At 55.6% G+C, this 20,533-nt stretch carries 18 protein-coding genes, 2 tRNA genes and 1 pseudogene; 13 read left to right on the plus strand and 8 right to left on the minus strand.

From position 1 onward, the window contains the following. Positions 1-53: 53 nt before the first annotated feature. Positions 54-206, plus strand: coding sequence for a cytochrome c oxidase subunit CcoM (gene ccoM, locus HP15_RS23045; RefSeq protein ID WP_169702149.1), 153 nt, complete (start codon positions 54-56; stop codon positions 204-206). A 51-nt stretch (positions 207-257) separates the two neighbouring features. On the opposite strand, the gene HP15_RS07535 is transcribed toward ccoM, so the two are convergent. The 3 genes from HP15_RS07535 to HP15_RS07545 all read right to left on the minus strand — a co-directional run bounded on the left by HP15_RS07535 (position 258) and on the right by HP15_RS07545 (position 1,803). After that, positions 258-333: transfer RNA gene (locus HP15_RS07535), tRNA-Glu, on the minus strand. 115 nt (positions 334-448) lie between these two features. Beyond that, the gene (locus tag HP15_RS07540; RefSeq protein ID WP_014576914.1) at positions 449-1,375 is read right to left on the minus strand and encodes a TIGR01777 family oxidoreductase; all 927 of its coding nucleotides are present in this window, start codon (positions 1,373-1,375) and stop codon (positions 449-451) included. Between the two features lie 53 nt (positions 1,376-1,428). After that, positions 1,429-1,803: a sirohydrochlorin chelatase gene (locus tag HP15_RS07545; protein ID WP_014576915.1), complete on the minus strand. Its 375-nt coding sequence runs from the start codon at positions 1,801-1,803 to the stop codon at positions 1,429-1,431. Positions 1,804-1,906: 103 nt separating this feature from the next. On the opposite strand from HP15_RS07545, the gene HP15_RS07550 reads away from it, so the two are divergent. The 6 genes and pseudogenes from HP15_RS07550 (at position 1,907) to HP15_RS07575 (ending at position 7,060) form a co-directional block, all read left to right on the plus strand. After that, a complete protein-coding gene (locus HP15_RS07550; protein WP_014576916.1) occupies positions 1,907-2,509 on the plus strand; it encodes a DUF924 family protein in 603 nt (200 codons plus the stop codon). A gap of 145 nt (positions 2,510-2,654) precedes the next feature. Next, positions 2,655-3,344 (plus strand): annotated as a pseudogene (locus HP15_RS21900) (murein L,D-transpeptidase catalytic domain family protein); the annotation flags it as partial. An 84-nt stretch (positions 3,345-3,428) separates the two neighbouring features. Continuing rightward, positions 3,429-3,504 (plus strand) — tRNA-Gly (locus tag HP15_RS07560). A gap of 135 nt (positions 3,505-3,639) precedes the next feature. Then, positions 3,640-4,434, plus strand: a complete 795-nt coding sequence (locus tag HP15_RS07565) for an MOSC domain-containing protein (protein WP_041645187.1) — start codon at positions 3,640-3,642, stop codon at positions 4,432-4,434. Positions 4,435-4,442: 8 nt separating this feature from the next. After that, entirely contained in the window at positions 4,443-6,395 is a 1,953-nt protein-coding gene (locus HP15_RS07570; RefSeq protein ID WP_041645188.1) for an ATP-binding cassette domain-containing protein, read from the plus strand. Next, complete coding sequence (locus HP15_RS07575; protein ID WP_041645189.1) at positions 6,392-7,060, plus strand: DUF6901 family protein; 669 nt, start codon at positions 6,392-6,394, stop codon at positions 7,058-7,060. Before HP15_RS07570 ends, HP15_RS07575 begins: the two co-directional genes overlap by 4 nt. A 61-nt stretch (positions 7,061-7,121) precedes the next feature. On the opposite strand, the gene HP15_RS07580 is transcribed toward HP15_RS07575, so the two are convergent. The 3 genes from HP15_RS07580 to HP15_RS07590 form a co-directional block, all read right to left on the minus strand. After that, positions 7,122-7,553 (minus strand): universal stress protein, encoded by a 432-nt coding sequence (locus HP15_RS07580; RefSeq protein ID WP_008174363.1) that lies wholly within the window; start codon positions 7,551-7,553, stop codon positions 7,122-7,124. A gap of 152 nt (positions 7,554-7,705) precedes the next feature. Next, entirely contained in the window at positions 7,706-8,524 is an 819-nt protein-coding gene (locus HP15_RS07585; protein ID WP_008174364.1) for a hypothetical protein, read from the minus strand. 70 nt (positions 8,525-8,594) lie between these two features. Then, positions 8,595-8,810: a hypothetical protein gene (locus tag HP15_RS07590; RefSeq protein ID WP_008174365.1), complete on the minus strand. Its 216-nt coding sequence runs from the start codon at positions 8,808-8,810 to the stop codon at positions 8,595-8,597. Between the two features lie 150 nt (positions 8,811-8,960). On the opposite strand from HP15_RS07590, the gene fadB reads away from it, so the two are divergent. The 3 genes from fadB to topA all read left to right on the plus strand — a co-directional run bounded on the left by fadB (position 8,961) and on the right by topA (position 15,232). Further along, positions 8,961-11,108, plus strand: a complete 2,148-nt coding sequence (fadB, locus tag HP15_RS07595) for a fatty acid oxidation complex subunit alpha FadB (RefSeq protein WP_014576921.1) — start codon at positions 8,961-8,963, stop codon at positions 11,106-11,108. A 33-nt stretch (positions 11,109-11,141) separates the two neighbouring features. Beyond that, positions 11,142-12,317 carry an acetyl-CoA C-acyltransferase FadA gene (gene fadA / locus HP15_RS07600; protein WP_041645190.1) on the plus strand — a complete coding sequence of 392 codons (1,176 nt, stop codon included), beginning with the start codon at positions 11,142-11,144 and terminating at the stop codon, positions 12,315-12,317. A 272-nt stretch (positions 12,318-12,589) separates the two neighbouring features. Beyond that, the gene (gene topA, locus HP15_RS07605) at positions 12,590-15,232 is read left to right on the plus strand and encodes a type I DNA topoisomerase (protein ID WP_008174370.1); all 2,643 of its coding nucleotides are present in this window, start codon (positions 12,590-12,592) and stop codon (positions 15,230-15,232) included. Positions 15,233-15,292: 60 nt separating this feature from the next. Here topA and HP15_RS07610 read toward each other — a convergent pair whose 3' ends face one another. Both HP15_RS07610 and gltA read right to left on the minus strand, forming a co-directional pair. Then, entirely contained in the window at positions 15,293-16,165 is an 873-nt protein-coding gene (locus tag HP15_RS07610; protein ID WP_014576923.1) for an NAD(P)-dependent oxidoreductase, read from the minus strand. Positions 16,166-16,281: 116 nt separating this feature from the next. After that, complete coding sequence (gene gltA / locus HP15_RS07615) at positions 16,282-17,556, minus strand: citrate synthase (protein ID WP_008174375.1); 1,275 nt, start codon at positions 17,554-17,556, stop codon at positions 16,282-16,284. A gap of 478 nt (positions 17,557-18,034) precedes the next feature. Here gltA and sdhC point away from each other — a divergent pair, with 478 nt between their 5' ends. Genes sdhC through sdhA form a run of 3 tightly spaced genes read left to right on the plus strand, consistent with a single transcriptional unit; the run spans position 18,035 to position 20,526 of the window. Beyond that, entirely contained in the window at positions 18,035-18,412 is a 378-nt protein-coding gene (gene sdhC, locus HP15_RS07620; RefSeq protein ID WP_014576924.1) for a succinate dehydrogenase, cytochrome b556 subunit, read from the plus strand. After that, complete coding sequence (sdhD, locus tag HP15_RS07625; RefSeq protein ID WP_014576925.1) at positions 18,403-18,750, plus strand: succinate dehydrogenase, hydrophobic membrane anchor protein; 348 nt, start codon at positions 18,403-18,405, stop codon at positions 18,748-18,750. Before sdhC ends, sdhD begins: the two co-directional genes overlap by 10 nt. A gap of 3 nt (positions 18,751-18,753) precedes the next feature. Then, positions 18,754-20,526: a succinate dehydrogenase flavoprotein subunit gene (gene sdhA, locus HP15_RS07630; protein ID WP_008174382.1), complete on the plus strand. Its 1,773-nt coding sequence runs from the start codon at positions 18,754-18,756 to the stop codon at positions 20,524-20,526. Positions 20,527-20,533: the final 7 nt, after the last annotated feature.

Here is a 20,533-nt window from a genome sequence, read left to right on the forward strand (position 1 = left end):
GGCCCGGGCGTAACCTGAGTTTAATCAAGTTAATTGCCGGAAGGAGAAACAAAATGTATATGGACGCCGTTGTGATCGCAGGTATTGCCACTGTACTGCTGATGCTTGGCTTTTTTGTTGGTGTTGGCATCTTCGTGATGAAAGATCAGAAGGAGCACGGACACCAGGATAGAAAAGAAGGGAAGCACGGACATAAGCCGGTTTGACGATGAAGTCGGGAAACCTCGGTTTCCCTGACCCATCAGCGCAGAAAAAATTGGCGTCCCCTAGGGGGTTCGAACCCCTGTTGCCGCCGTGAAAGGGCGGAGTCCTAGGCCACTAGACGAAGGGGACGCAACGTTTTCAACACCTTGCCTCGTCGAGGTGGCGCGTATATTAAGAAAGCTTCGAAACGCTGTCAACGTCTTTTGTGAAAAAAATCAGGGGAGCTTGATAAGGCCCCCTTGGGTCATCCTTTTTGTCCGGCTGCCCCTGGAGCAACGGATTGGGTCAATGCCTGATCCAGGTCCGGATACCGGAACTGGAATTGCTGGCTGACCAGCTTCTCCGGAATAGCCCGCTGGCCCGTCAGAAGAAGCCTCGCCATTTCACCCAGAGCCACCTTGAGCACCGGAGCGGGTGCCGGAAAGAGAGTGGGACGGTGTAAAACCTTCCCCAGGCTCCGGGTGAATTCTGCGTTCGTTACCGGGTTCGGGCTTACGACATTGTATGGGCCTGATGCGTCCGGGTTTTCCATCATCCAGATAAGTGCGCTGACCACATCGTCCCTGTGGACCCAAGGCATATACTGGGTACCGCTACCCAGGCGTCCTCCCAGTCCCAGTTTGAAGGGCAGGAGCATCCGCTCCAGGAAGCCACCATCCGGGCCTGCCACGACGCCTGTCCGGGAGAAGCACAGGCGAACGCCGTCATCGCAAAGTGGTTTGGCGGCGTTTTCCCAGTCGCGGCACAGCCGATGCGTAAATTCGTCATTCGGACTGGTGCTTTCGGTGACCGTGGCTGATCCCTGGTCCCCGTAAAAGCCAACAGCCGATCCCGAAACGACTACATTCGGCGCTTGATCCCAACTTCGGATGACCTCGACCAGGGTTTCGGTGACGCCAATGCGGCTGTCACGGAGTTCCTGCTTTCGGGACTCCGACCAGCGTTTATCCGCGATACCTTCTCCGGCAAGGTTGATAACGGCATCGTATCCGGGGTGAGAGCGAAGCTGCTGCAGATCACGGATTGCCTCGACCCGTCCGCAGCTTGATTTGACCGTTTCGGCCGGTTGCCGGCTGAAAACCGTCAGTTCGTAATCCCGTGCTAATAATTCACGGCAGAGAACGTGGCCAATAAACCCGGTTCCTCCGGTAATCAGAATCCTTTTCGACATAATCGATACTCCTGTCGCGCACCGGCTTCTGGCGCTGTCTCAGAACGCCCGGTTCAGGCGGGTGTCTCTTCCAGTTGAAGCATAACAACATCGCGAATTGCCTCTCCCAGGAGAGGGTTTTCCCCAATCGGAGGCGCCAGCTGAATGGATACGCTGTGGGCTTTTTCGAGTTCTTCGATCATTGCCGGAACATCCTTTCGCAAGTGGCGGCCGGCCGCCAGGAACAAAGGAACGATTGTAAACTCGGTGATGCCCTCAGCCACACCGTCCATGATGATCGTATCAATGGATGGTTCCGCCAGTTCCATATAGGCGACCCTGGCGTTGTCGACAGACGCGAGAGTCGGCGCTGCAAGCTTTTCGAAGGTTTCACACCAGCGCTTGTCACTGCTTCCATGTGCCAACAGAATAATGCGGGGGCTGCTCATTGCCGCTCCTGAAGTAGTCAATTTGTTAGGGCCTGTCGTAAGTCGGGAAAGCCGGCCTCATGAGAGAGGGCCGGTACCATATAAAGTAACAGGGTGACGGTGAATGTTCGATTGGAAAGAGATTCTGGATTTCTGGTTTGGCGAACTTGACGAACATGGGCTGCCAGACAGCGACCACCGGAACAAGTGGTTCCGATCGGACCGCAGGTTTGACCAGGAGATACGCCGTCGTTTCCTTTCAATGGTGTTGTTTGCTTCCGAGCAGGGATTGGACCATTGGCGGAGTGAGGCCGGCGGTATACTTGCCGAGATCATTCTGCTTGACCAGTTTTCGCGGAATATCTTCCGCGGCGGTGCCATGGCGTTTGATCAGGATCGCCAGGCGCGCAAGCTATGCCGGCAAGCGATGCAGAAAGGGCAGGATACGATGCTACCGCCCGTGCACCGAGCGTTTCTCTACATGCCGCTCCAGCATTCGGAACTCAAGGACGACCAGGACATGTCCGTGGAATGCTACGAGCAACTGGCGCGATCAACTGAAGGAATCCTTTCCGATTTCATGGGTAGCTTTCTGCAATCCGCAAAGGATCACCGGGCGATCATTCAAAAGTACGGACGATTCCCTCACCGCAACAAGGCACTCGGCAGAACCTCAACGGCGGAAGAGCGGGAGTACCTGGCCGGTGGTCGCCGTTTCGGCCAGTAGCGCAATCGCGCTTTCCTTAAAGTTTTGTATAGAAAACGTACATTCGGACGGGGTTGGCACTTTTCCCTGATAAACTGCGCAACACTGAGATTGCACGGGATAGCGATCCTTCTTTGGCTTGCAATCATTTTACCGGGGATCTGGAATGAAAAAGACGCGGCGGCTTTTACCCGCAGGCCTGCTACTGGCTTTTTGGGCGTGGCTACCACTCTCATCGTTTGGCGCCTCTCTGGACGACGACCTTTTAGGTCGCCTGAGTGCCGCCGCTCCAAAGCTCGATACAAAGGTCCTCAGGACCGCAATCAGCGCCTCTCGCTGCGCTGTCTCCAGTGGTGTTCAGATGCCCGAGCGGCTTGCGGTGATTGATTTCTCGTTGCCGTCCAGTCAGGAAAGGCTATGGATTTTCGATCTGGAGAAGGGCGAGCTGTTGCTTCGGGACCTGGTTGCTCACGGTAAAAATTCCGGAAATTTCAAATCGACCGCTTTCTCCAACGTGGAGGGTAGTTACCAGTCCAGTATCGGGCTTTTCCAGGCCCGGGAATCCTATTACGGCAAGCACGGCTATTCGCTCAGGCTGGATGGTCTCGAGCCCGGGATCAACGATCTTGCCCGGCAGCGCGCCATCGTTATACATGGGGCGGATTACGTGAATGATGATTGGGTCAGTAAATACGGCCGCATCGGGCGTAGTCACGGGTGCCCGGCCGTTGATAACCAGATCATCAAGCGTGTTGTCGACAATCTTAAGGGGGGGCAATTGGTGTTCAAGTACTATCCGGATCAGGAGTGGCTGCACAGTTCCGGATTCCTGAAATGTGATAACCGTACACTGGCAGGAAAAACCTTAAAAAAAGTGGTTGACGGTTCCGTCGGGATCCGTAGAATACGCCTCCGTTGTCGGCAACAGCCGAACAGCATTGCGGGAATAGCTCAGTTGGTAGAGCACAACCTTGCCAAGGTTGGGGTCGCGAGTTCGAATCTCGTTTCCCGCTCCAGATTTCGAAAACCCGGTCCTGAAAAGGTCCGGGTTTTTTCGTTTTCGGGCACCTGCAACCTCTGCGCCGGGGGTTGCGGTCAGGTATACTCATCAGCCTGTTTCGAGTCCCGATTCTCTGTGGGAGGTTGCCTCCATGAAGGTCCATTCGCTGTTCGTATACCCTGTCAAATCCCTTTCCGGTATTGAGGTGACCAGTTTTCATACCGACGATTTCGGTCCAGTCGGAGACAGGCGATGGATGATCGTTGATGATGAGCGGCGTTTTGTCACCCAGAGAGAGCATCCCGAACTCGCCCGCGTGGAAACGCAGTTGGATGGAGATCAGGTTGTTATCAACATTCCCGGTGAAGGTGATTTTGGTCTGACAGCCTCCAATGACGAGCTTCGCGTACTGGTGTGGCGGGACTGGGTGAAGGCCTTGGCCGGCTTGCCAGAAGCCAGTGATGCTCTCAGTCGGTTTTGCCGCAAGCCTGTTAGCCTGGTATTCATGCCGGACAGCTCCTTCCGCCGCGTTGATGCGGGCAGGGTCGATGAGTACCGGCGTGTGGGCTTTGCTGATGGTTTTCCTTTCCTGGTTACCAACACTGCCTCGTTGGCAGAGCTCAACACCCGGCTGGAGGTGCCCGTGGAGATGCGGAGGTTCCGTCCCAACATCGTCGTTGAGGGCGCGGACGCCTGGGATGAGGACCATTGGCAGAGCTTGAGCATTGGCAATAACCGTCTGAGCATGGTAAAGCCCTGTTCACGCTGCGTAATGACGACCGTCGACCCCTCGACCGGCCTGAAGGATGCTGCCGTTCAGCCGCTCAGAACCCTGTCCCGCTATCGCAGGACCGGTGAGGGCGTGATCTTCGGCCAGAACGCGATTCATGAATCACCAGGACTTATCCGGGTTGGTGAACCCGTTACTGTCAATCAATCGGAGTAAAACCAAACGTGCCATTGTTAACGCTGGACTCAGTCTCCCTGGCTTATGGAATGCATCCGCTGCTTGATCAGGCCTCATTGGTTATCGATGCCGGAGAGCGTGTGTGTTTGCTGGGACGAAACGGCGAGGGAAAATCGACCCTGCTGAAGATTGTCAGTGGCGAAGTGACACCCGATGGTGGCGTGGTTCGTCTCGATGATGGCGCTGTTCTGGCGGTGCTGCCGCAGAACCTGCCCTCCGAGGACACTCGCACGGCCTATGAAGTGGTTGCCGGGGCCTTTCCTGAAACCGGCAAGTTGCTGGCAGAGTTCCACCAGTTGTCCCAGCAGGGCGACGAGGCGAGCCTGGACCGGTTGATGAAAGTCCAGGAGCGCCTTGAAGCCCTGGACGGTTGGCGACTGGATCAAAAGGTAACCACCATTCTTGGTCAGTATGGCGTTGATCCCGATCAAACCCTCGATACCCTCTCGGGAGGCTGGCAGCGCCGTGTTCTCCTGGCAAAAGCTTTGGTTGCCGACCCGGATATTCTGTTGCTGGATGAGCCTACAAACCACCTGGACGTCCCCGCGATCGCCTGGCTGGAAGAGGCCCTGGGTCAGTTTCGCGGCGCCATGTTGTTTGTCAGCCATGATCGGGCGTTTATCCGGCGGATGGCGACCAGGATTGTAGAGCTGGACCGCGGGAAGCTGGTGAGCTTCGCTGCCACCTACGACCGCTACCTGGACCTCAAGGAAAAAGCGCTGGAGGAAGAAGAACGGCAGAACGCGCTGTTTGACAAGCGCCTCAAGCAGGAAGAGGCCTGGATTCGGCAGGGCATCAAGGCTCGCAGGACTCGTAATATGGGGCGCGTTCGTGCCCTGAAGGCCATGCGTGAGGAGCACAGGCAGCGTCGTGTGCGGGGCGGAACCGCAACTTTCGCGGTGGAGGACGCGGCGCGCTCAGGAAAGCTTGTGGTTGAAACCCGGGATGCGGGCTTTGCTTATCCCGACGGCACTCCGGTCATCAGAGACATGAATCTCACCATTCTGAGAGGGGACAAGATCGGGCTTGTTGGGGAGAACGGCACAGGCAAGACCACGCTTGTTCGACTCCTGTTGGGGAATTTGGAACCAACCGAGGGATCCATTCGTCTTGGTACCAATCTGCAGGTTGCCTATTTCGATCAGTTGCGCGGAGAGCTCGATCTGACGCGGAACGCATTGGACAACCTCTCCGAGGGTCGGGAGTTCATCGACATCAATGGCCAGAGTAAACACGTTCTCGGCTATTTGCAGGAGTTCCTGTTTACCCCGGAGCGAGCCAGATCTCCGGTCAGTGTTTTTTCTGGTGGCGAAAGGGCCCGGTTGCTTCTGGCCAAGCTCTTCAGCAAGCCCGCGAATATCCTGGTGCTCGACGAACCGACGAATGATCTGGACGTTGAAACACTGGAATTGCTGGAAGAACAGCTGGCGGAATTTGCCGGCACAGTGATCGTGATCAGTCACGACCGTGAGTTTCTCGATAATGTGATCACCGAAACGGTTTTCCTGGACGGTTCGGGCAAAGTGCGTGAGTACGTTGGCGGTTACACGGACTGGCGTCGGCAGGGCGGTTGCTTCCCCTCAGAAGCCACGGGTAACCGGCCGGACAAGCAGGATAAAAACGGCAAGACATCCGGTAGCACCGAAAAGGTCGTATCAAAGAAACCGGCAGAGAACGCAAAACCGCGGGCAGAACCTGAAAAGGGCAAGCCCGTGAAACTGAGTTACAAGCTCAAGCTCGAGCTGGAACAGTTACCAGGGCAGATCGAGGAGCTTGAGCAGGAAGTCGCCGGCCTGCAGGAAATAATTTCCCAGGCTGATTTTTATTCAGGCCCACCGGATGAAGTCTCGGCCACTCTGGAAGCATTGACGGAAAAGGAAAACCGTCTGGAGCAGGTCATTGAGCGGTGGATGGAGCTGGAAGAACAGGCAAATCAATGAATGTACATTACGATTTCAGATTTCAGGACGGCCGTAGGGTTGAGTTTAAAGTAACGGACAAGCCGTCCCGGCCTTCCGGAAAACTTCCGTCCTGGACACAGCTGGAACATTGCCAGTGTAGCAACTGTCCTTTGAAGGCTTCCGAATCCTCCCACTGTCCCGCGGCAACCGAGATATTGCCGGTTGTGGAGGCCTTTCGGGATGAGGATGCCTACCAGAAGGTGGAAGTGAAGGTAACCGATGATCGTCGAAGCTATGAGAAGCAGACGGCGCTTGAGGAGGCACTTCGATCGTTGCTTGGGCTGAAAATGGCGACCAGCGGGTGCCCGGTTCTGTCAGAGCTCAAGCCCATGGCGGTTCATCACCTGCCGTTCGCAAACACCGATGAATTCATTATGCGCAGCGTTTCCCATTACCTGTTGCAGCAATACTTCGCGAAACGGAATCATCAGACCCCAGACTGGGAATTGAAGGGGCTGGTGGAGAGGAATCAGAGGCTGCAGCTGGTGAATCAGGCCCTGTGGCAGAGAATACACTCAGTCTGCAAGGGTGACAGCAATCTGAAGGCACTACTGAACTTCTTCTCGATGGCATCGAGTGTCAGTTTCTCGCTGGAAAGTCAGCTTCGCAAACTTGAGGCGAAAATGGAGGGGGAAAGGGGCTGATCGCGGCTTTCGTTCTCAGCAGGCCCGGGTCCACGCCCCGGGCCTTTTTGTTGGTCAAGCCTTAATGAATGCGAACGGCCAGAACATCGCATTCGGTTCCATGCAGAACCCCGTTTGCGGTGGAGCCCAGCAAAAGCTGAAAACCCTTCCGGCCATGACTTCCCACGATCACGAGGTCTACTTCCTGTTCCTTCGCAAGCCTGTGGATTTCGGACTCGGGGCGCCCAACCGTCACCACCTGGTTGTTTTTAGCCACACCGTATTTGTCGCCGTAGGTTCCCAATTGCTCGCGAGCTGCTTTGTCGAGTTGGTCCTGTAGCTCGGTCAGATCCATCGGAATATCGCCACCATAGGCATAGCCGACGGGCTCAACCACATGAACCAGCATCAGCTCCGCACCATGGGCTTCGCTTATGGCCTTTGCCTTGTCCAGTACCTGTGGGGCTTCTTCTGTCAGGTCAATCGCAACAAGCATCTTTTTATAGGCAGACATCGTATCGCTCCTTCGCACACGGGATATTATTCTGAGGATAGTACCTTAAATCGGGTCGGGAAAGTGTAGCGGGAAACTGACGGGTATCAAAAACAGAGGCGGAAAAGTGCTTTTCTGGCAGGCAATTAGGCCTGCCAGAAAGAGCAGGGCGGTCAGGCGTTGCCCTTGAGCAGTTCAATGGTTGTCGCAAGTCCTTTGAGGATACCCTTGGAATAGCGATCGATTACAAAGCCCACGTTGTTTTCGTTGTAGTTAATGTAGGAGCCACGGATAAACTGCCATTTGGCGGAAATGTCGTTAAGCGCGTCCTTGAGCTCCGGTGTTCCCTGGCCTTGTATTACGGATGCCAGCAACTGGTCCAGCTCCCGGGCCTGTTCATCCAGCGGGGTTTCGGTTGAGGAGCCCTGGAAGGTCTGGGCGACAGAGGAGTTTGTCCTGACCGAGTATTTCGCCATCATCTGGGCCATTTTTACGGCCGCCGAACGGGCCGCTTCTACCCTTGGGTTGGTCTCGGTCTGTGAGCTTTCCTGGGCCACCTTGTATAGCTCGGTGGCTTTCTCGTTCATCGTGAGTGCCTGGTTGGCCATGTCTGAGACCAGCCGCAAATCGGGGTAGCCCTGGTTGCGCACATCGTTGATGTTATCCCGCATCAGGTTCTTGAACTTGTCGAATTCCTGGTTCAGCCCCTCAACTTCCTCGGCTGACAGTACGCCTGAATCGCTGCCCGCGATGGAGTTCATGGAATCGTTGGCCGAGTTGATGCCCTGCACAATCTCGTTCAGGGTGCCGGTATCACCGGTTCCGCTGAAACGGTAGTAGGCGTCCAGAGCCATGTAGTTGCTGACCCGGAAATTGTGAAGATCGGAGAGAAATCCGTCGGCACTGTCCTGAGCGCGGGCACCCATGGACGTGAGTGCAAGGAGAATCAGTGCGGCTACAAGGGAACGTATCCGCAGGTTTGCGTCTTTCATCGGATGGGTCTCCGTAATGCGGTTTTATTATTGTGGACCAAAGTCGTAGATCGAAGGTAAAGTAACTCCGTCAGCCAATCAAGCAGTTTTGGCGGCGGTGTAGCCCGTAAATGTAAATAACTTTGAAATTTGCGTGACGAAGTTCCGGTTTTTTCTGAGCAGTGGCTTCCAGTTCACTGAAACATAACAATTCCGCTCCAATTTTCTTCGGTTGCCCCCGGTATTTCGGGGACTTTTGCAGCCCTCCCGAAAGAAACAAATTGACAAATGCGCCGTTTTTTTTCATCGTGTGCCCTCACGATTCAAACGACTGTATGAATTTTTGGATCGGATGATCGGGCAGTGACCGAAATCTCGCTGCACAAACAGCCGCGCCGGTAAATCAAAAGTACCGCCCGGTTGGAAGCAGTTCCAAACACAGACTGGAGATCAGTTGATGATTTACGAAGGTAAAGCCATCACGGTTAAAGAGATCGAAGGCGGGATCGCTCAGTTGAACTTCGACTTGCAGGGCGAGTCAGTAAACAAGTTCAACCGTCTTACTATTGAAGAGCTCCGCGCCGCGACTGACGCACTGAAAGCGCAGAAGAACCTGAAGGGTCTGGTAGTCACCAGCTCCAAGGACAGCTTCATTGTTGGTGCCGACATTACCGAATTCACCGAGCTTTTTGCAGGCTCGGAAGAGGATCTGGTAGCCAACAACCTCAAGGCTAACGAAGTCTTCAACGCTGTTGAAGATCTGCCGTTCCCCACCGTTACCGCGATCAACGGTATGGCGCTGGGTGGCGGTTTCGAAATGTGTCTTGCAACCGACTACCGCGTGATGGACAAGAAGGCCAAGGTTGGTCTTCCGGAAGTGAAGCTTGGCATCTTCCCGGGCTTTGGCGGTACCGTGCGTCTGTCCCGTCTGGTTGGCGTGGACAATGCCGTCGAGTGGATCAGCGGTGGTACCGAGAACCGTGCTGATGTCGCTCTGAAAGTCGGCGCTGTCGATGCCGTGCTCGATTCCGACAAGCTGGTCGATGCTGCTGTTGCCATTATTAACCAGTGCAACGAAGGCAAGCTGGACCACGAAGCCCGTCGTGAAGAGAAGAAGGGCAAGATCAAGCTCAATGCCATGGAAAGCATGATGGCATTCGAGATTTCCAAGGCGTTTGTTGCTGGCAAGGCTGGCAAGAACTACCCGGCTCCTGTCGAGGCCATCAAGGTTATGCAGAAGCATGCCGGCATGACCCGCGACAAGGCAATCGAAGTCGAAGCCAAAGGCTTCGCCAAGATGGCCAAGACCAATGTGGCGGCCTGCCTGGTTGGTCTGTTCCTGAACGATCAGGAATTGAAGAAGAAGGCCAAGGCCTGGGAAAAAGAAGCTAACGACGTGAACCTGGCTGCCGTTCTGGGTGCCGGTATCATGGGTGGTGGTGTTGCATTCCAGTCTGCCCTGAAAGGCACGCCGATCATCATGAAGGACATCAACCAGGACGGCATCGCCCTGGGTCTGAAAGAAGCCAAGAAGCTTCTGTCCAAGCGTGTTGAAAAAGGAAAGATGAAGCCGGATCAGATGGCCGACGTGCTCAACAGCATCACGCCGACCCTGAACTATGGCGACTTCAAGAATGTAGACCTGGTGGTTGAAGCGGTTGTTGAAAACCCGAAGGTGAAAGATGCGGTTCTGCGTGAAACCGAAGATGCGGTTCGCGAGGACACCATCCTGACCTCCAACACCTCGACGATTTCCATCGACCTGCTGGCCAAGAACCTGAAGCGTCCGGAAAACTTCTGCGGCATGCACTTCTTCAACCCGGTGCACATGATGCCGCTGGTTGAGGTAATCCGTGGCGAGAAGACCAGTGATCGCGCCATTGCAACCACGGTTGCCTACGCCAAGGCCATGGGCAAGACCCCGATCGTTGTAAACGATTGCCCGGGCTTCCTGGTCAACCGTGTTCTGTTCCCGTACTTCGGCGGCTTTATCGGCCTGGTACGTGACGGTGCTGACTTCCAGCACGTTGACAAGGTTATGGAAAAGTTCGGCTGGCCCATGGGTCCTGCGTACCTGCTGGACGTGGTCGGCATGGATACCGGCAAGCACGCTGGCGAAGTAATGGCAGACGGCTTCCCGGATCGGATGAAGCACGAAGGTACAACCGCCATTGACGTAATGTTCGATAACAACCGTTACGGACAGAAGAACGACAAGGGCTTCTACAAGTATGAACTGGACCGCAAGGGCAAGCAGAAGAAGGTTGTCGACGAAGAGACCTACAAGCTGCTCGAGCCTGTTGTTCAGGGTAAGAACGAGTTCAGCGAAGAAGACATCATCGCCCGTATGATGATTCCTCTTTGCCTGGAAACCGTTCGCTGCCTGGAAGATGGCATTGTCGAAGATCCGGCAGATGCTGATATGGGCCTGATTTTCGGTATCGGCTTCCCGCCGTTCCGTGGTGGTGCCCTGCGCTATATCGACGATATGGGTGTAGACAAGTTCGTCGAACTGGCAGACAAGTTTGCAGACCTTGGTCCTCTTTATCACCCGACCGAGAAGCTGCGTGAAATGGCCAAGACTGGCAAAAAGTTCTTTGGCTAACCCTGAACGAGATTTCCGAACGGAGAAAGATCTATGAGCCTTAATCCGAGAGACGTTGTCGTCGTCGATTGCGTGCGGACTCCGATGGGTCGTGCCAAAAACGGTTGTTTCCGGAACGTGCGTGCAGAGACCCTGTCCGCCAATCTGATCGAAGCACTGTTTGAGCGCAACCCGAAGCTCGACCCGAAAGAAGTTGAAGATGTTATCTGGGGCTGTGTAAACCAGACCAAGGAGCAGGGCTTCAACGTGGCGCGTCAGATTTCCCTGCTGACCCGCATTCCCCACGAGTCTGCCGCTCAGACCGTGAACCGCCTGTGTGGCTCTGCCATGAGCGCGATTCACACTGCAGCCCAGGCCATCATGACCGGCAACGGTGATGTGTTCTTCGTGGGTGGTGTTGAGCACATGGGGCACGTACCCATGACCGAAGGCTTCGACCACAACCCGGCTGCGTCCAAGTACTCCGCAAAAGCGTCCAACATGATGGGCCTGACCGCGGAAATGCTGGCCAAAATGCACGGGATTACCCGTGAGCAGCAGGACGAGTTCGGTGCTCGGTCCCACCGTCTGGCCCATGAAGCGACCTTAGAAGGCCGTTTCAAGAACGAAATCGTGCCCATTGAAGGTCACGACGAGAACGGCTTCAAGGTGCTGATCGAGGAAGACGAGACCATTCGTCCCGAGACCACGGCCGAGTCCCTGAGCCAGCTCAAGCCGGCGTTCGATCCGAAGAACGGTACCGTAACAGCCGGTACGTCTTCCCAGCTGACCGACGGTGCGGCAGCGATGGTGTTGATGTCTGCAGAGCGTGCGGAGGCACTTGGTCTCAAGCCGATTGCCAAGATCCGCAGCATGGCCGTTGCCGGCTGTGATCCCGCGATCATGGGTTACGGCCCGGTGCCGGCCACCAAGAAAGCCCTGAAGCGCGCAGGCCTGAAAGTCGAGGATATCGACTTCTGGGAACTGAACGAGGCTTTCGCCGGCCAGTCCCTGCCTGTCCTGAAGGACCTGAAACTTCTGGGCGTTATGGAAGAAAAAGTGAACCTGAACGGCGGCGCGATTGCCCTGGGCCATCCGCTGGGCTGCTCTGGTGCACGTATCTCTACAACCCTGCTGAATGTAATGCAGGCCAAAGGCGGTAAGCTTGGTGTTTCCACCATGTGTATCGGTCTGGGCCAGGGCATTGCAACGGTCTGGGAGCGTCTGTAATCCAGTAACCGGATTGCATTTCGCGGTTTCAGAAGGCCCGGCAAATGCCGGGCCTTTCTGTTTCAGCAGGCGGGACCAACAGGGTTCCCGAATGTGAAAAAAAGCAGGATTGAAACCAAAGAATGGGTTGTCTTGCTATTCTTGACCCTGTAAAACAGTGAGCCTATACAAAATAGCGGCGTATTTGTGTTTTCTAGCCGACTGATTTTACAGCGAGTTTACGGTTTGCTGATTTATTGACCGATTTATCGCCAAGGATACAGAACTCCGATATGGGTAAAAGTCTCGTAATTGTCGAGTCACCAGCGAAAGCGAAGACCATCAACAAGTACCTGGGCTCTGACTTCATCGTCAAATCGAGCGTCGGGCACATTCGTGATCTTCCCGTCAGTGGCAGCGGATCCCAGTCCGATCCCAAAGAGCGTGCCAAGCAGGCTGCTATCACCCGGAAGATGAGCCCTGAAGAGAAGGCGGTTCATAAAAAGCGCAAGTCCCGCGAACAGCTGGTCGCCCGGATGGGTGTAGATCCGGACCAGGACTGGAGTGCCCGTTACGAGATCCTTCCCGGCAAAGAGAAGGTGGTCAGCGAACTCAAGCGTTTGGCCAAATCAGCAGATCATATCTATCTGGCAACGGATTTGGACCGCGAAGGGGAGGCCATCGCCTGGCACCTTCAGCAGACCATTGGTGGCGAACCAGAGAAGTACCGGCGCGTGGTGTTCAACGAAATCACCAAGCGTGCGATTCAGGAAGCGTTCAAGGATCCAGGCACTCTCGACAATAACCGGGTTAACGCACAGCAGGCCCGTCGATTCCTCGACCGGGTTGTTGGCTATATGGTGTCGCCCCTGCTTTGGGCCAAGCTTGCCCGCGGCCTCTCCGCCGGCCGTGTTCAATCCGTTGCGGTGCGGCTGATAGTTGAGCGTGAACGTGAAATCCGGAAGTTCGTTCCGGAGGAGTTCTGGCAGTTGCACGCCGATCTGGCGTCTGCCAAGGCCGATCAACCGGTCCGTTTCGAGGTGACTCGCCACGAGGACAAGCCCTATCGTCCGGTCAATGAGCAGCAGAGCAGTGACCACGTCAGCCGGCTGAAGGCGGGTACGTTCAAGGTTGCCAAGCGGGAAGACAAGCCGACCCGTTCGCGGCCGTCCGCGCCGTTTATTACGTCTACGCTGCAGCAGGCTGCCAGTAACCGGATGGGGTTCAGCGTCAAGAAGACGATGATGTTGGCCCAGCGTCTTTATGAGGCCGGTTTCATTACCTACATGCGGACGGACTCAACCAATCTGAGTCAGGATGCGATCAACAGTTGCCGTGCGTATATCGAAAAGCAGTTCGGCGACAAATACCGGCCCGAAAAGCCCCGTGTCTACGGCAGCAAAGAGGGCGCCCAGGAGGCGCACGAGGCCATTCGCCCAACCGAAGTCAGCCGTCGTCCGGCGGATATCAGTGGCCTTGAGAAGGATGCCGAGAAGCTCTACGACCTCATATGGCGTCAGTTTATTGCCTGTCAGATGTCCGACGCCGAATTCCTGAGTACGTCCATCGTGGTGGCCAATGGCGACTATGAACTCCGTACCCGGGGCCGGATCATCAAGTTCGACGGCTTCCTGAAGGCAGCACCCCAGGCCGCCAAGAAAGACGAAGACATTGCTCTGCCTGACATTAAGGTGGATGAAGTGCTGGATCTCAAGAAACTGGATCCTACGCAGCACTTTACCAAGCCGGCGCCCAGGTACACCGAGGCCAGCTTGGTCAAGGAGCTCGAAAAGCAGGGCATTGGCCGTCCGTCGACCTACGCATCGATTATTTCCACGATTCAGGATCGCGGCTATGTGAGGCTGCAGAACCGTCGGTTCTACGCCGAGAAGATGGGTGAGATCGTTACCGAGCGCCTGTCGGAATCTTTTCCGAACCTGATGGACTTCGATTTCACCGCGAGGATGGAAGATGAGCTCGACGAGATTGCCGAGGGCGATGTCGAGTGGAAGAAAGTCCTGAATGACTTTTACGGTCGGTTCCGGCAGCAGCTGGAAAAAGCCGAGAGTGGTGAAGACGGCGGCATGAGGGCCAACACGCCGACTGAAACGGACATTCCATGCCCGAGCTGTGGCCGGAACATGCAGATCCGGGTGGCCAGCACTGGTGTTTTCCTGGGTTGCTCTGGCTATTCCTTGCCACCGAAAGAGCGTTGCAAGACTACCATTAACCTCGTATCCGGTGATGAGGTTGTCAGCGCCGACGATGACGTAGAGGGTGAGGGCGAAACCCGTCTGCTGCGCAAGAAACGTCGCTGCCCCAAGTGTGGCACCGCCATGGACAGCTACCTGGTGGACGAAACCCGCAAGCTGCATGTTTGCGGTAACAATCCGGATTGCTCTGGCTACGAGGTGGAAAAGGGCACCTTCCGCATCAAGGGCTACGATGGGCCGACTCTTGAGTGCGATAAGTGTGGCTCCGAGATGCAGCTTAAAACCGGGCGTTTTGGCAAGTATTTCGGATGCACCAATGCCGAGTGCAAGAATACCCGCAAGTTGCTGAAAAATGGCGAGCCCGCTCCGCCCAAAATGGACCCGGTGCCAATGCCCGAGCTCCAATGTCAGAAAGTCGATGATACTTACGTTCTCAGGGATGGTGCGTCCGGTTTGTTCCTGGCTGCCAGCAAATTCCCGAAAAACCGGGAAACGCGGCCACCGCTGGTGATGGAGATTAAACCGCACCGCAAGGAGATTGATCCGAAGTACGATTACCTGATGGATGCGCCCGAGCGTGACCCCGAGGGTAATCCGACGGTGATTCGCTACAGCCGTAAGAGCAAGGAGCAGTACGTCATGTCGGAAAAGGATGGCAAGGCGACGGGCTGGTCTGCGTGGTATGTGAACGGTAAGTGGCAACCACAGGACAAGAAAAAGTAACGTCTGCTGGTTTTCGGGGTCGTGGGCTGATTGCCGTCAAACGACCCCGGATTCAATACCTTAGCGGAATTTCCTCAGTCTCTGTATGAGAGATGAGGTATCCCACCGTTTACCGCCCATCGACTGAACATCCGCATAGAATTGATCGACCAGTGCGGTCACCGGCAGAGACGCATTCACTTTTCTCGCCTCCTCAAGGCAAATCCCGAGGTCCTTGCGCATCCAGTCAACGGCGAAGCCGTGTTCGAACTCTCCTGCAATCATGGTTCCCGAGCGGTTTTCCATTTGCCAGGATTGGGCTGCGCCTTTTGAAATCACGTCCACCACTTTCGCCACATCCAGTTCAGCCTGCTCGGCAAAGTGCAGGGCCTCTGAAAGCCCCTGGACGAGACCGGCAATCGCGATCTGGTTCACCATCTTGGTTTTCTGGCCACTGCCAGCTGGGCCCATTCGATTGAGTGCCCGCGCATAGTGCTCCATAACCGGCTCGGCTTTCGCATAGTCCTGTTCCGAGCCGCCGCACATGATGGTCAGTTTGCCGTTTTCAGCGCCTTGCTGGCCGCCGGATACAGGCGCGTCCACAAATCCCATGTTGTTTTTGCTGGCAGCTTCAGCGAGATACTCGGCAATGCCGGCAGAAGCCGTAGTGTGATCGACCAGCACAGCGCCTTCAGAGGCGTTGGCGAGAATGCCTTCATCACCCTCGTAAACGGCCATAAGGTCGGTATCGGCCCCAACACAGGTCAAAACAATATCCGCGCCCCTCACGGTCTCAGCAATGGTGGTGCAGCTGGTTCCCGAGTATTCGCTTGCCCACTGCTCGGCTTTGGCATTGGTCCGGTTCCAGACCCTGACGTCGAGCCCCGCCTTTGCCAGGTGGCCGGCCATCGGGTAACCCATGACGCCCAGGCCAATAAATGCTGCTGTAGTCATCGCTTTCTCCTCTTATGTTTTTATCGGGTTAACTTAGCACATTAGGGCAGGGCAGCACGCAATAAAAAAGGCCGCTGAATCAGCGGCCTTTACGTGCTTTACCCGGTAAGTCAGACTTATTTGGCCGGATAATCCCGGGAATCCGAGCCGGTGTAGAGCTGACGCGGACGGCCGATGCGATAGTCGCCGCTTACCATTTCGTTCCAGTGCGAGAACCAGCCAATGGTACGCGACAGAGCGAAGATAACGGTGAACATCGAAGTCGGGATTCCGATTGCCTTGAGGATCAGGCCGGAATAGAAATCCACGTTGGGGTAGAGCTTGCGCTTGACGAAGTATTCGTCTTCCAACGCGATCTTCTCGAGACGCTGGGCGATCTTCAGCAGCGGGTCGTTTTCCAGGCCCAGCTCGGTCAGCACTTCGTGGGCAGTTTCAGCCATTACTTTGGCGCGCGGGTCGAAGTTCTTGTATACCCGGTGGCCGAAGCCCATCAGGCGGAACGGATCGTCTTTGTCCTTGGCCTTGGCAATGAATTTCTCGATGTTGGATTCGTCGCCGATCTCGGCCAGCATGTCCAGAACCGCTTCGTTGGCGCCGCCGTGGGCAGGTCCCCACAGAGCCGCGATGCCGGAGGCAATGCAGGCGTAGGGGTTGGCGCCGGTAGAGCCGGCGAGGCGCACCGTAGACGTTGAGGCGTTCTGTTCATGATCCGCGTGCAGGATGAAAATCTTGTCCATGGCCTTGGCCAGGATCGGGTTCGGCTTGTACTCCTCGCAAGGAACGCCAAACATCATCTGCAGGAAGTTCTCGGAGTACGAGAGGTCATTGCGCGGATAAATGAAAGGTTGACCAATGGCGTACTTGTAACACCAGGCGGCAATGGTCGGCATCTTTGCAATCAGGCGATGCGCGGTAATTTCCCGCTGCTCCTGGCTGGCAACGTCCATCTCACCGTGGTAGAAGGCGGACAGAGCGCCGACCACACCACACATGATCGCCATCGGGTGTGCATCACGACGGAAACCCTGGAAGAAGTTCCGCATCTGGTCGTGGAGCATGGTGTGGTTTTTGATGGTGTCGTGGAACTTCTGGTTTTCCTCGGCACTCGGGAGTTCGCCGTGAAGGAGGAGGTAGCAGACTTCAAGGTAGTCAGAATGTTCGGCCAGTTGCTCAATCGGGTAGCCGCGGTGCAGGAGAACGCCGTTTGCTCCGTCGATGTAGGTAATGGCCGATTCGCAGGCTGCTGTGGATACGAATCCGGGATCGTATGTGAAAACGCCTTCCTGGACTAGGCCTCGTACGTCGATAACGTCAGGGCCGACGGTGCCTGAATAAACCGGTAGCTCAATGGACTTGTCCCCCACCGAGAGCGTGGCTTTCCTGTCGGTCATGGTGCTCTCCTATTTATCAGCTTTGACAGCTTTATCTACAGTTATAGATGCGCTAGAAGGCGCGTATTATCGCAAAACTGGCGGCAAAATATAGGGCGTTGGCTTTTTTTGTCAATGGAAGAGTCGGGAAAACCCATAATTTGACATTGGCTGTAAATCAGGGATATCCCGAATGACAACGGATTCGGGCAGGAAAAGGATTTGTCAATCCTCCTTATAGCTGGCTTAACCCCCTGAAATACGCGGCCTGAGCGACGTTGCACGTTTGTAATTGGTTAGGGTACTCCTTATAATCCCTAGCCCGGAATCGGGGATAAACCTTTTATGGCAGCTTTCTAGACAGGCGGTTGTGGAAAAGGTTTCTTCTCTTCCAAGCCAATCGTATGCCGGTTTCGTAGCGGCATGCCGATCCTTACATACCAACCATCCGCACCCGGTTTTCCGGTCCCGCGGAACTAAGAGAGAGTGTGAGAGCGCTGTGAATAGCAAACGACCAGTAAATCTCGATCTCGGCAAGTTTCATTTTCCGCTGCCAGCCATTACGTCCATATTGCACCGCATCAGCGGCATCATCCTGTTTGTTGCTGTTGCGTTCATGCTTTACGGGCTCCAGCTTTCCCTGTCCGGGGAAGAGGGCTTCAGTCGCGTAAGTGAACTGCTGGACAGCTTCCTTGCCAAGCTGATTACCTGGGGCATCTTGTCTGCTCTGTTGTACCACCTGGTTGCAGGCATCAAGCACCTGTTCATGGACATGGGCATTGGTGAAGAGCTGGAAAGCGGCCGCCTGGCATCAAAGATCACGGTTGCGGTTTCCGTCATTCTCATCCTTTTGGCAGGAGTTTGGGTATGGGCATGAACAGTGTCACGAATATCGGTCGTAACGGAATTCAGGATTGGATCATCCAGCGCGTTTCGGCCTACGTATTAGCCCTGTACACGCTGTTTTTACTCGGCTTTTTCATCTCCACCGACGTCGACTACCAAACCTGGTCTGCTCTGTTCGATCAGGCATGGGTGAAGATATTCACGCTTCTGGCTTTGTTGTCGATTGCGGGGCATGCATGGGTCGGGTTGTGGACAGTTACAACGGATTACATGAAATCCGCTGGACAACGGTTGCTGGCCCAGGCAGTGGTTATCCTCGGTGTTTTTGTGTACGTCGTCTGGGGTATTCAAATTATTTGGGGGCTTTAATCGATGGCTAATATCAAGACCATGTCCTTTGACGCAATTGTTATCGGTGGCGGCGGCTCCGGCATGCGTGCCGCGCTTCAGCTGACCGAATCCGGCGTCAATACCGCGTGTATCACCAAGGTTTTCCCCACGCGGTCTCATACGGTCTCTGCGCAGGGCGGTATTACCTGTGCTATTGCCAGTGCTGATCCGAACGACGACTGGCGCTGGCACATGTATGACACGGTAAAAGGCTCGGACTACATTGCCGACCAGGATGCCGTCGAGTACATGTGTTCTGTAGGCCCTCAGGCGGTGTTCGAGCTTGAGCACATGGGTCTTCCTTTCTCCCGTACCGAGCAGGGTCGTATCTATCAGCGTCCTTTCGGTGGCCAGTCCAAGGGCCCGGATAACCCGACTCAGGCAGCTCGTACCTGTGCAGCTGCCGACCGTACCGGTCACGCGCTTCTGCATACCCTGTATCAGGCCAACATCAAGGGTGGCACAACGTTCCTGAACGAGTGGTACGCGGTTGATCTCGTCAAGAACAGCAAGGACGAAGTCGTTGGTGTGGTCGCCATCGAAGTCGAGACCGGCGAAGTTGCTTACATCAAGTCCAAGGCAACCGTTCTGGCTACCGGTGGCGCGGGTCGTATCTACGCCTCCACAACAAACGCCCTGATCAATACGGGCGATGGTATCGGCATGGCGCTGCGCGCCGGTTTCCCGATGCAGGACATGGAGATGTGGCAGTTCCATCCGACCGGCATCTACGGTGCTGGCACGCTGGTAACCGAAGGTTGCCGGGGCGAGGGTGGTTATCTGATCAACGCCGAGGGCGAGCGTTTCATGGAGCGCTATGCGCCGAACGCGAAAGACCTGGCAGGCCGGGACGTTGTTGCCCGCGCCATGGTTATCGAGATCCTGGAAGGTCGTGGCTGTGGTCCCGACAAGGATCACGTGCTGCTGAAGCTTGATCATCTGGGCGAAGAAACCCTGAACCTGCGTTTGCCGGGCATCTGTGAGCTGTCCCGCACCTTTGCACACGTTGATCCGGTGAAAGAGCCGATCCCGGTTGTTCCGACCTGTCACTACATGATGGGCGGTATTCCGACCAACGTTGGTGGCCAGGCGCTGACCCAGGACGAAAATGGCAAGGACAAGCCGATCCCCGGGCTGTTCGCCTGTGGTGAAGCAGCCTGTGTATCGGTACACGGTGCCAACCGTCTGGGTGGTAACTCTCTGCTGGATCTGGTGGTCTTCGGTCGCGCAGCGGGTCTGCACATCGAGGAGCAGCTTCGTGGCGGCTTTGAAGTGGACGGTGCCAGCGAAGACGACATCAAACGCGCGATGGCGCGGCTTGACCGCCTGAACAACGCCTCCGAAGGCGAGAGTGTTGCGGAAGTTCGGAAAGATCTCCAGAACTGTATGCAGCTGTACTTCGGTGTATTCCGTGACGGCAAGAGCATGGAAGAGGGTCTCAAGAAGCTGGAAGCCATTGGTGAGCGCGTTCGCAACACCAAGCTGGCTGATACCAGCAACGCCTTTAACACTGCTCGTATCGAGGCGCTCGAACTGGACAACCTTTATGAGGTTGCCCTGTCCACAGCGATTTCCGCGTTCGAGCGTAAGGAAAGCCGTGGTGCCCACGCCAGGAACGATTTCACTGAGCGTGATGACGAGAACTGGCTCAAGCACTCCATGTACTTCCCGCTGGAAAAGCGTGTGGGCAAGCGTGATGTGAACTTTGCACCGAAGACGGTGGACAAGTTCGAGCCGAAGGTCCGGACTTACTAAGGGGGAT

Source organism: Marinobacter adhaerens HP15 (assembly GCF_000166295.1).
GTDB classification, from domain to species: domain Bacteria; phylum Pseudomonadota; class Gammaproteobacteria; order Pseudomonadales; family Oleiphilaceae; genus Marinobacter; species Marinobacter adhaerens.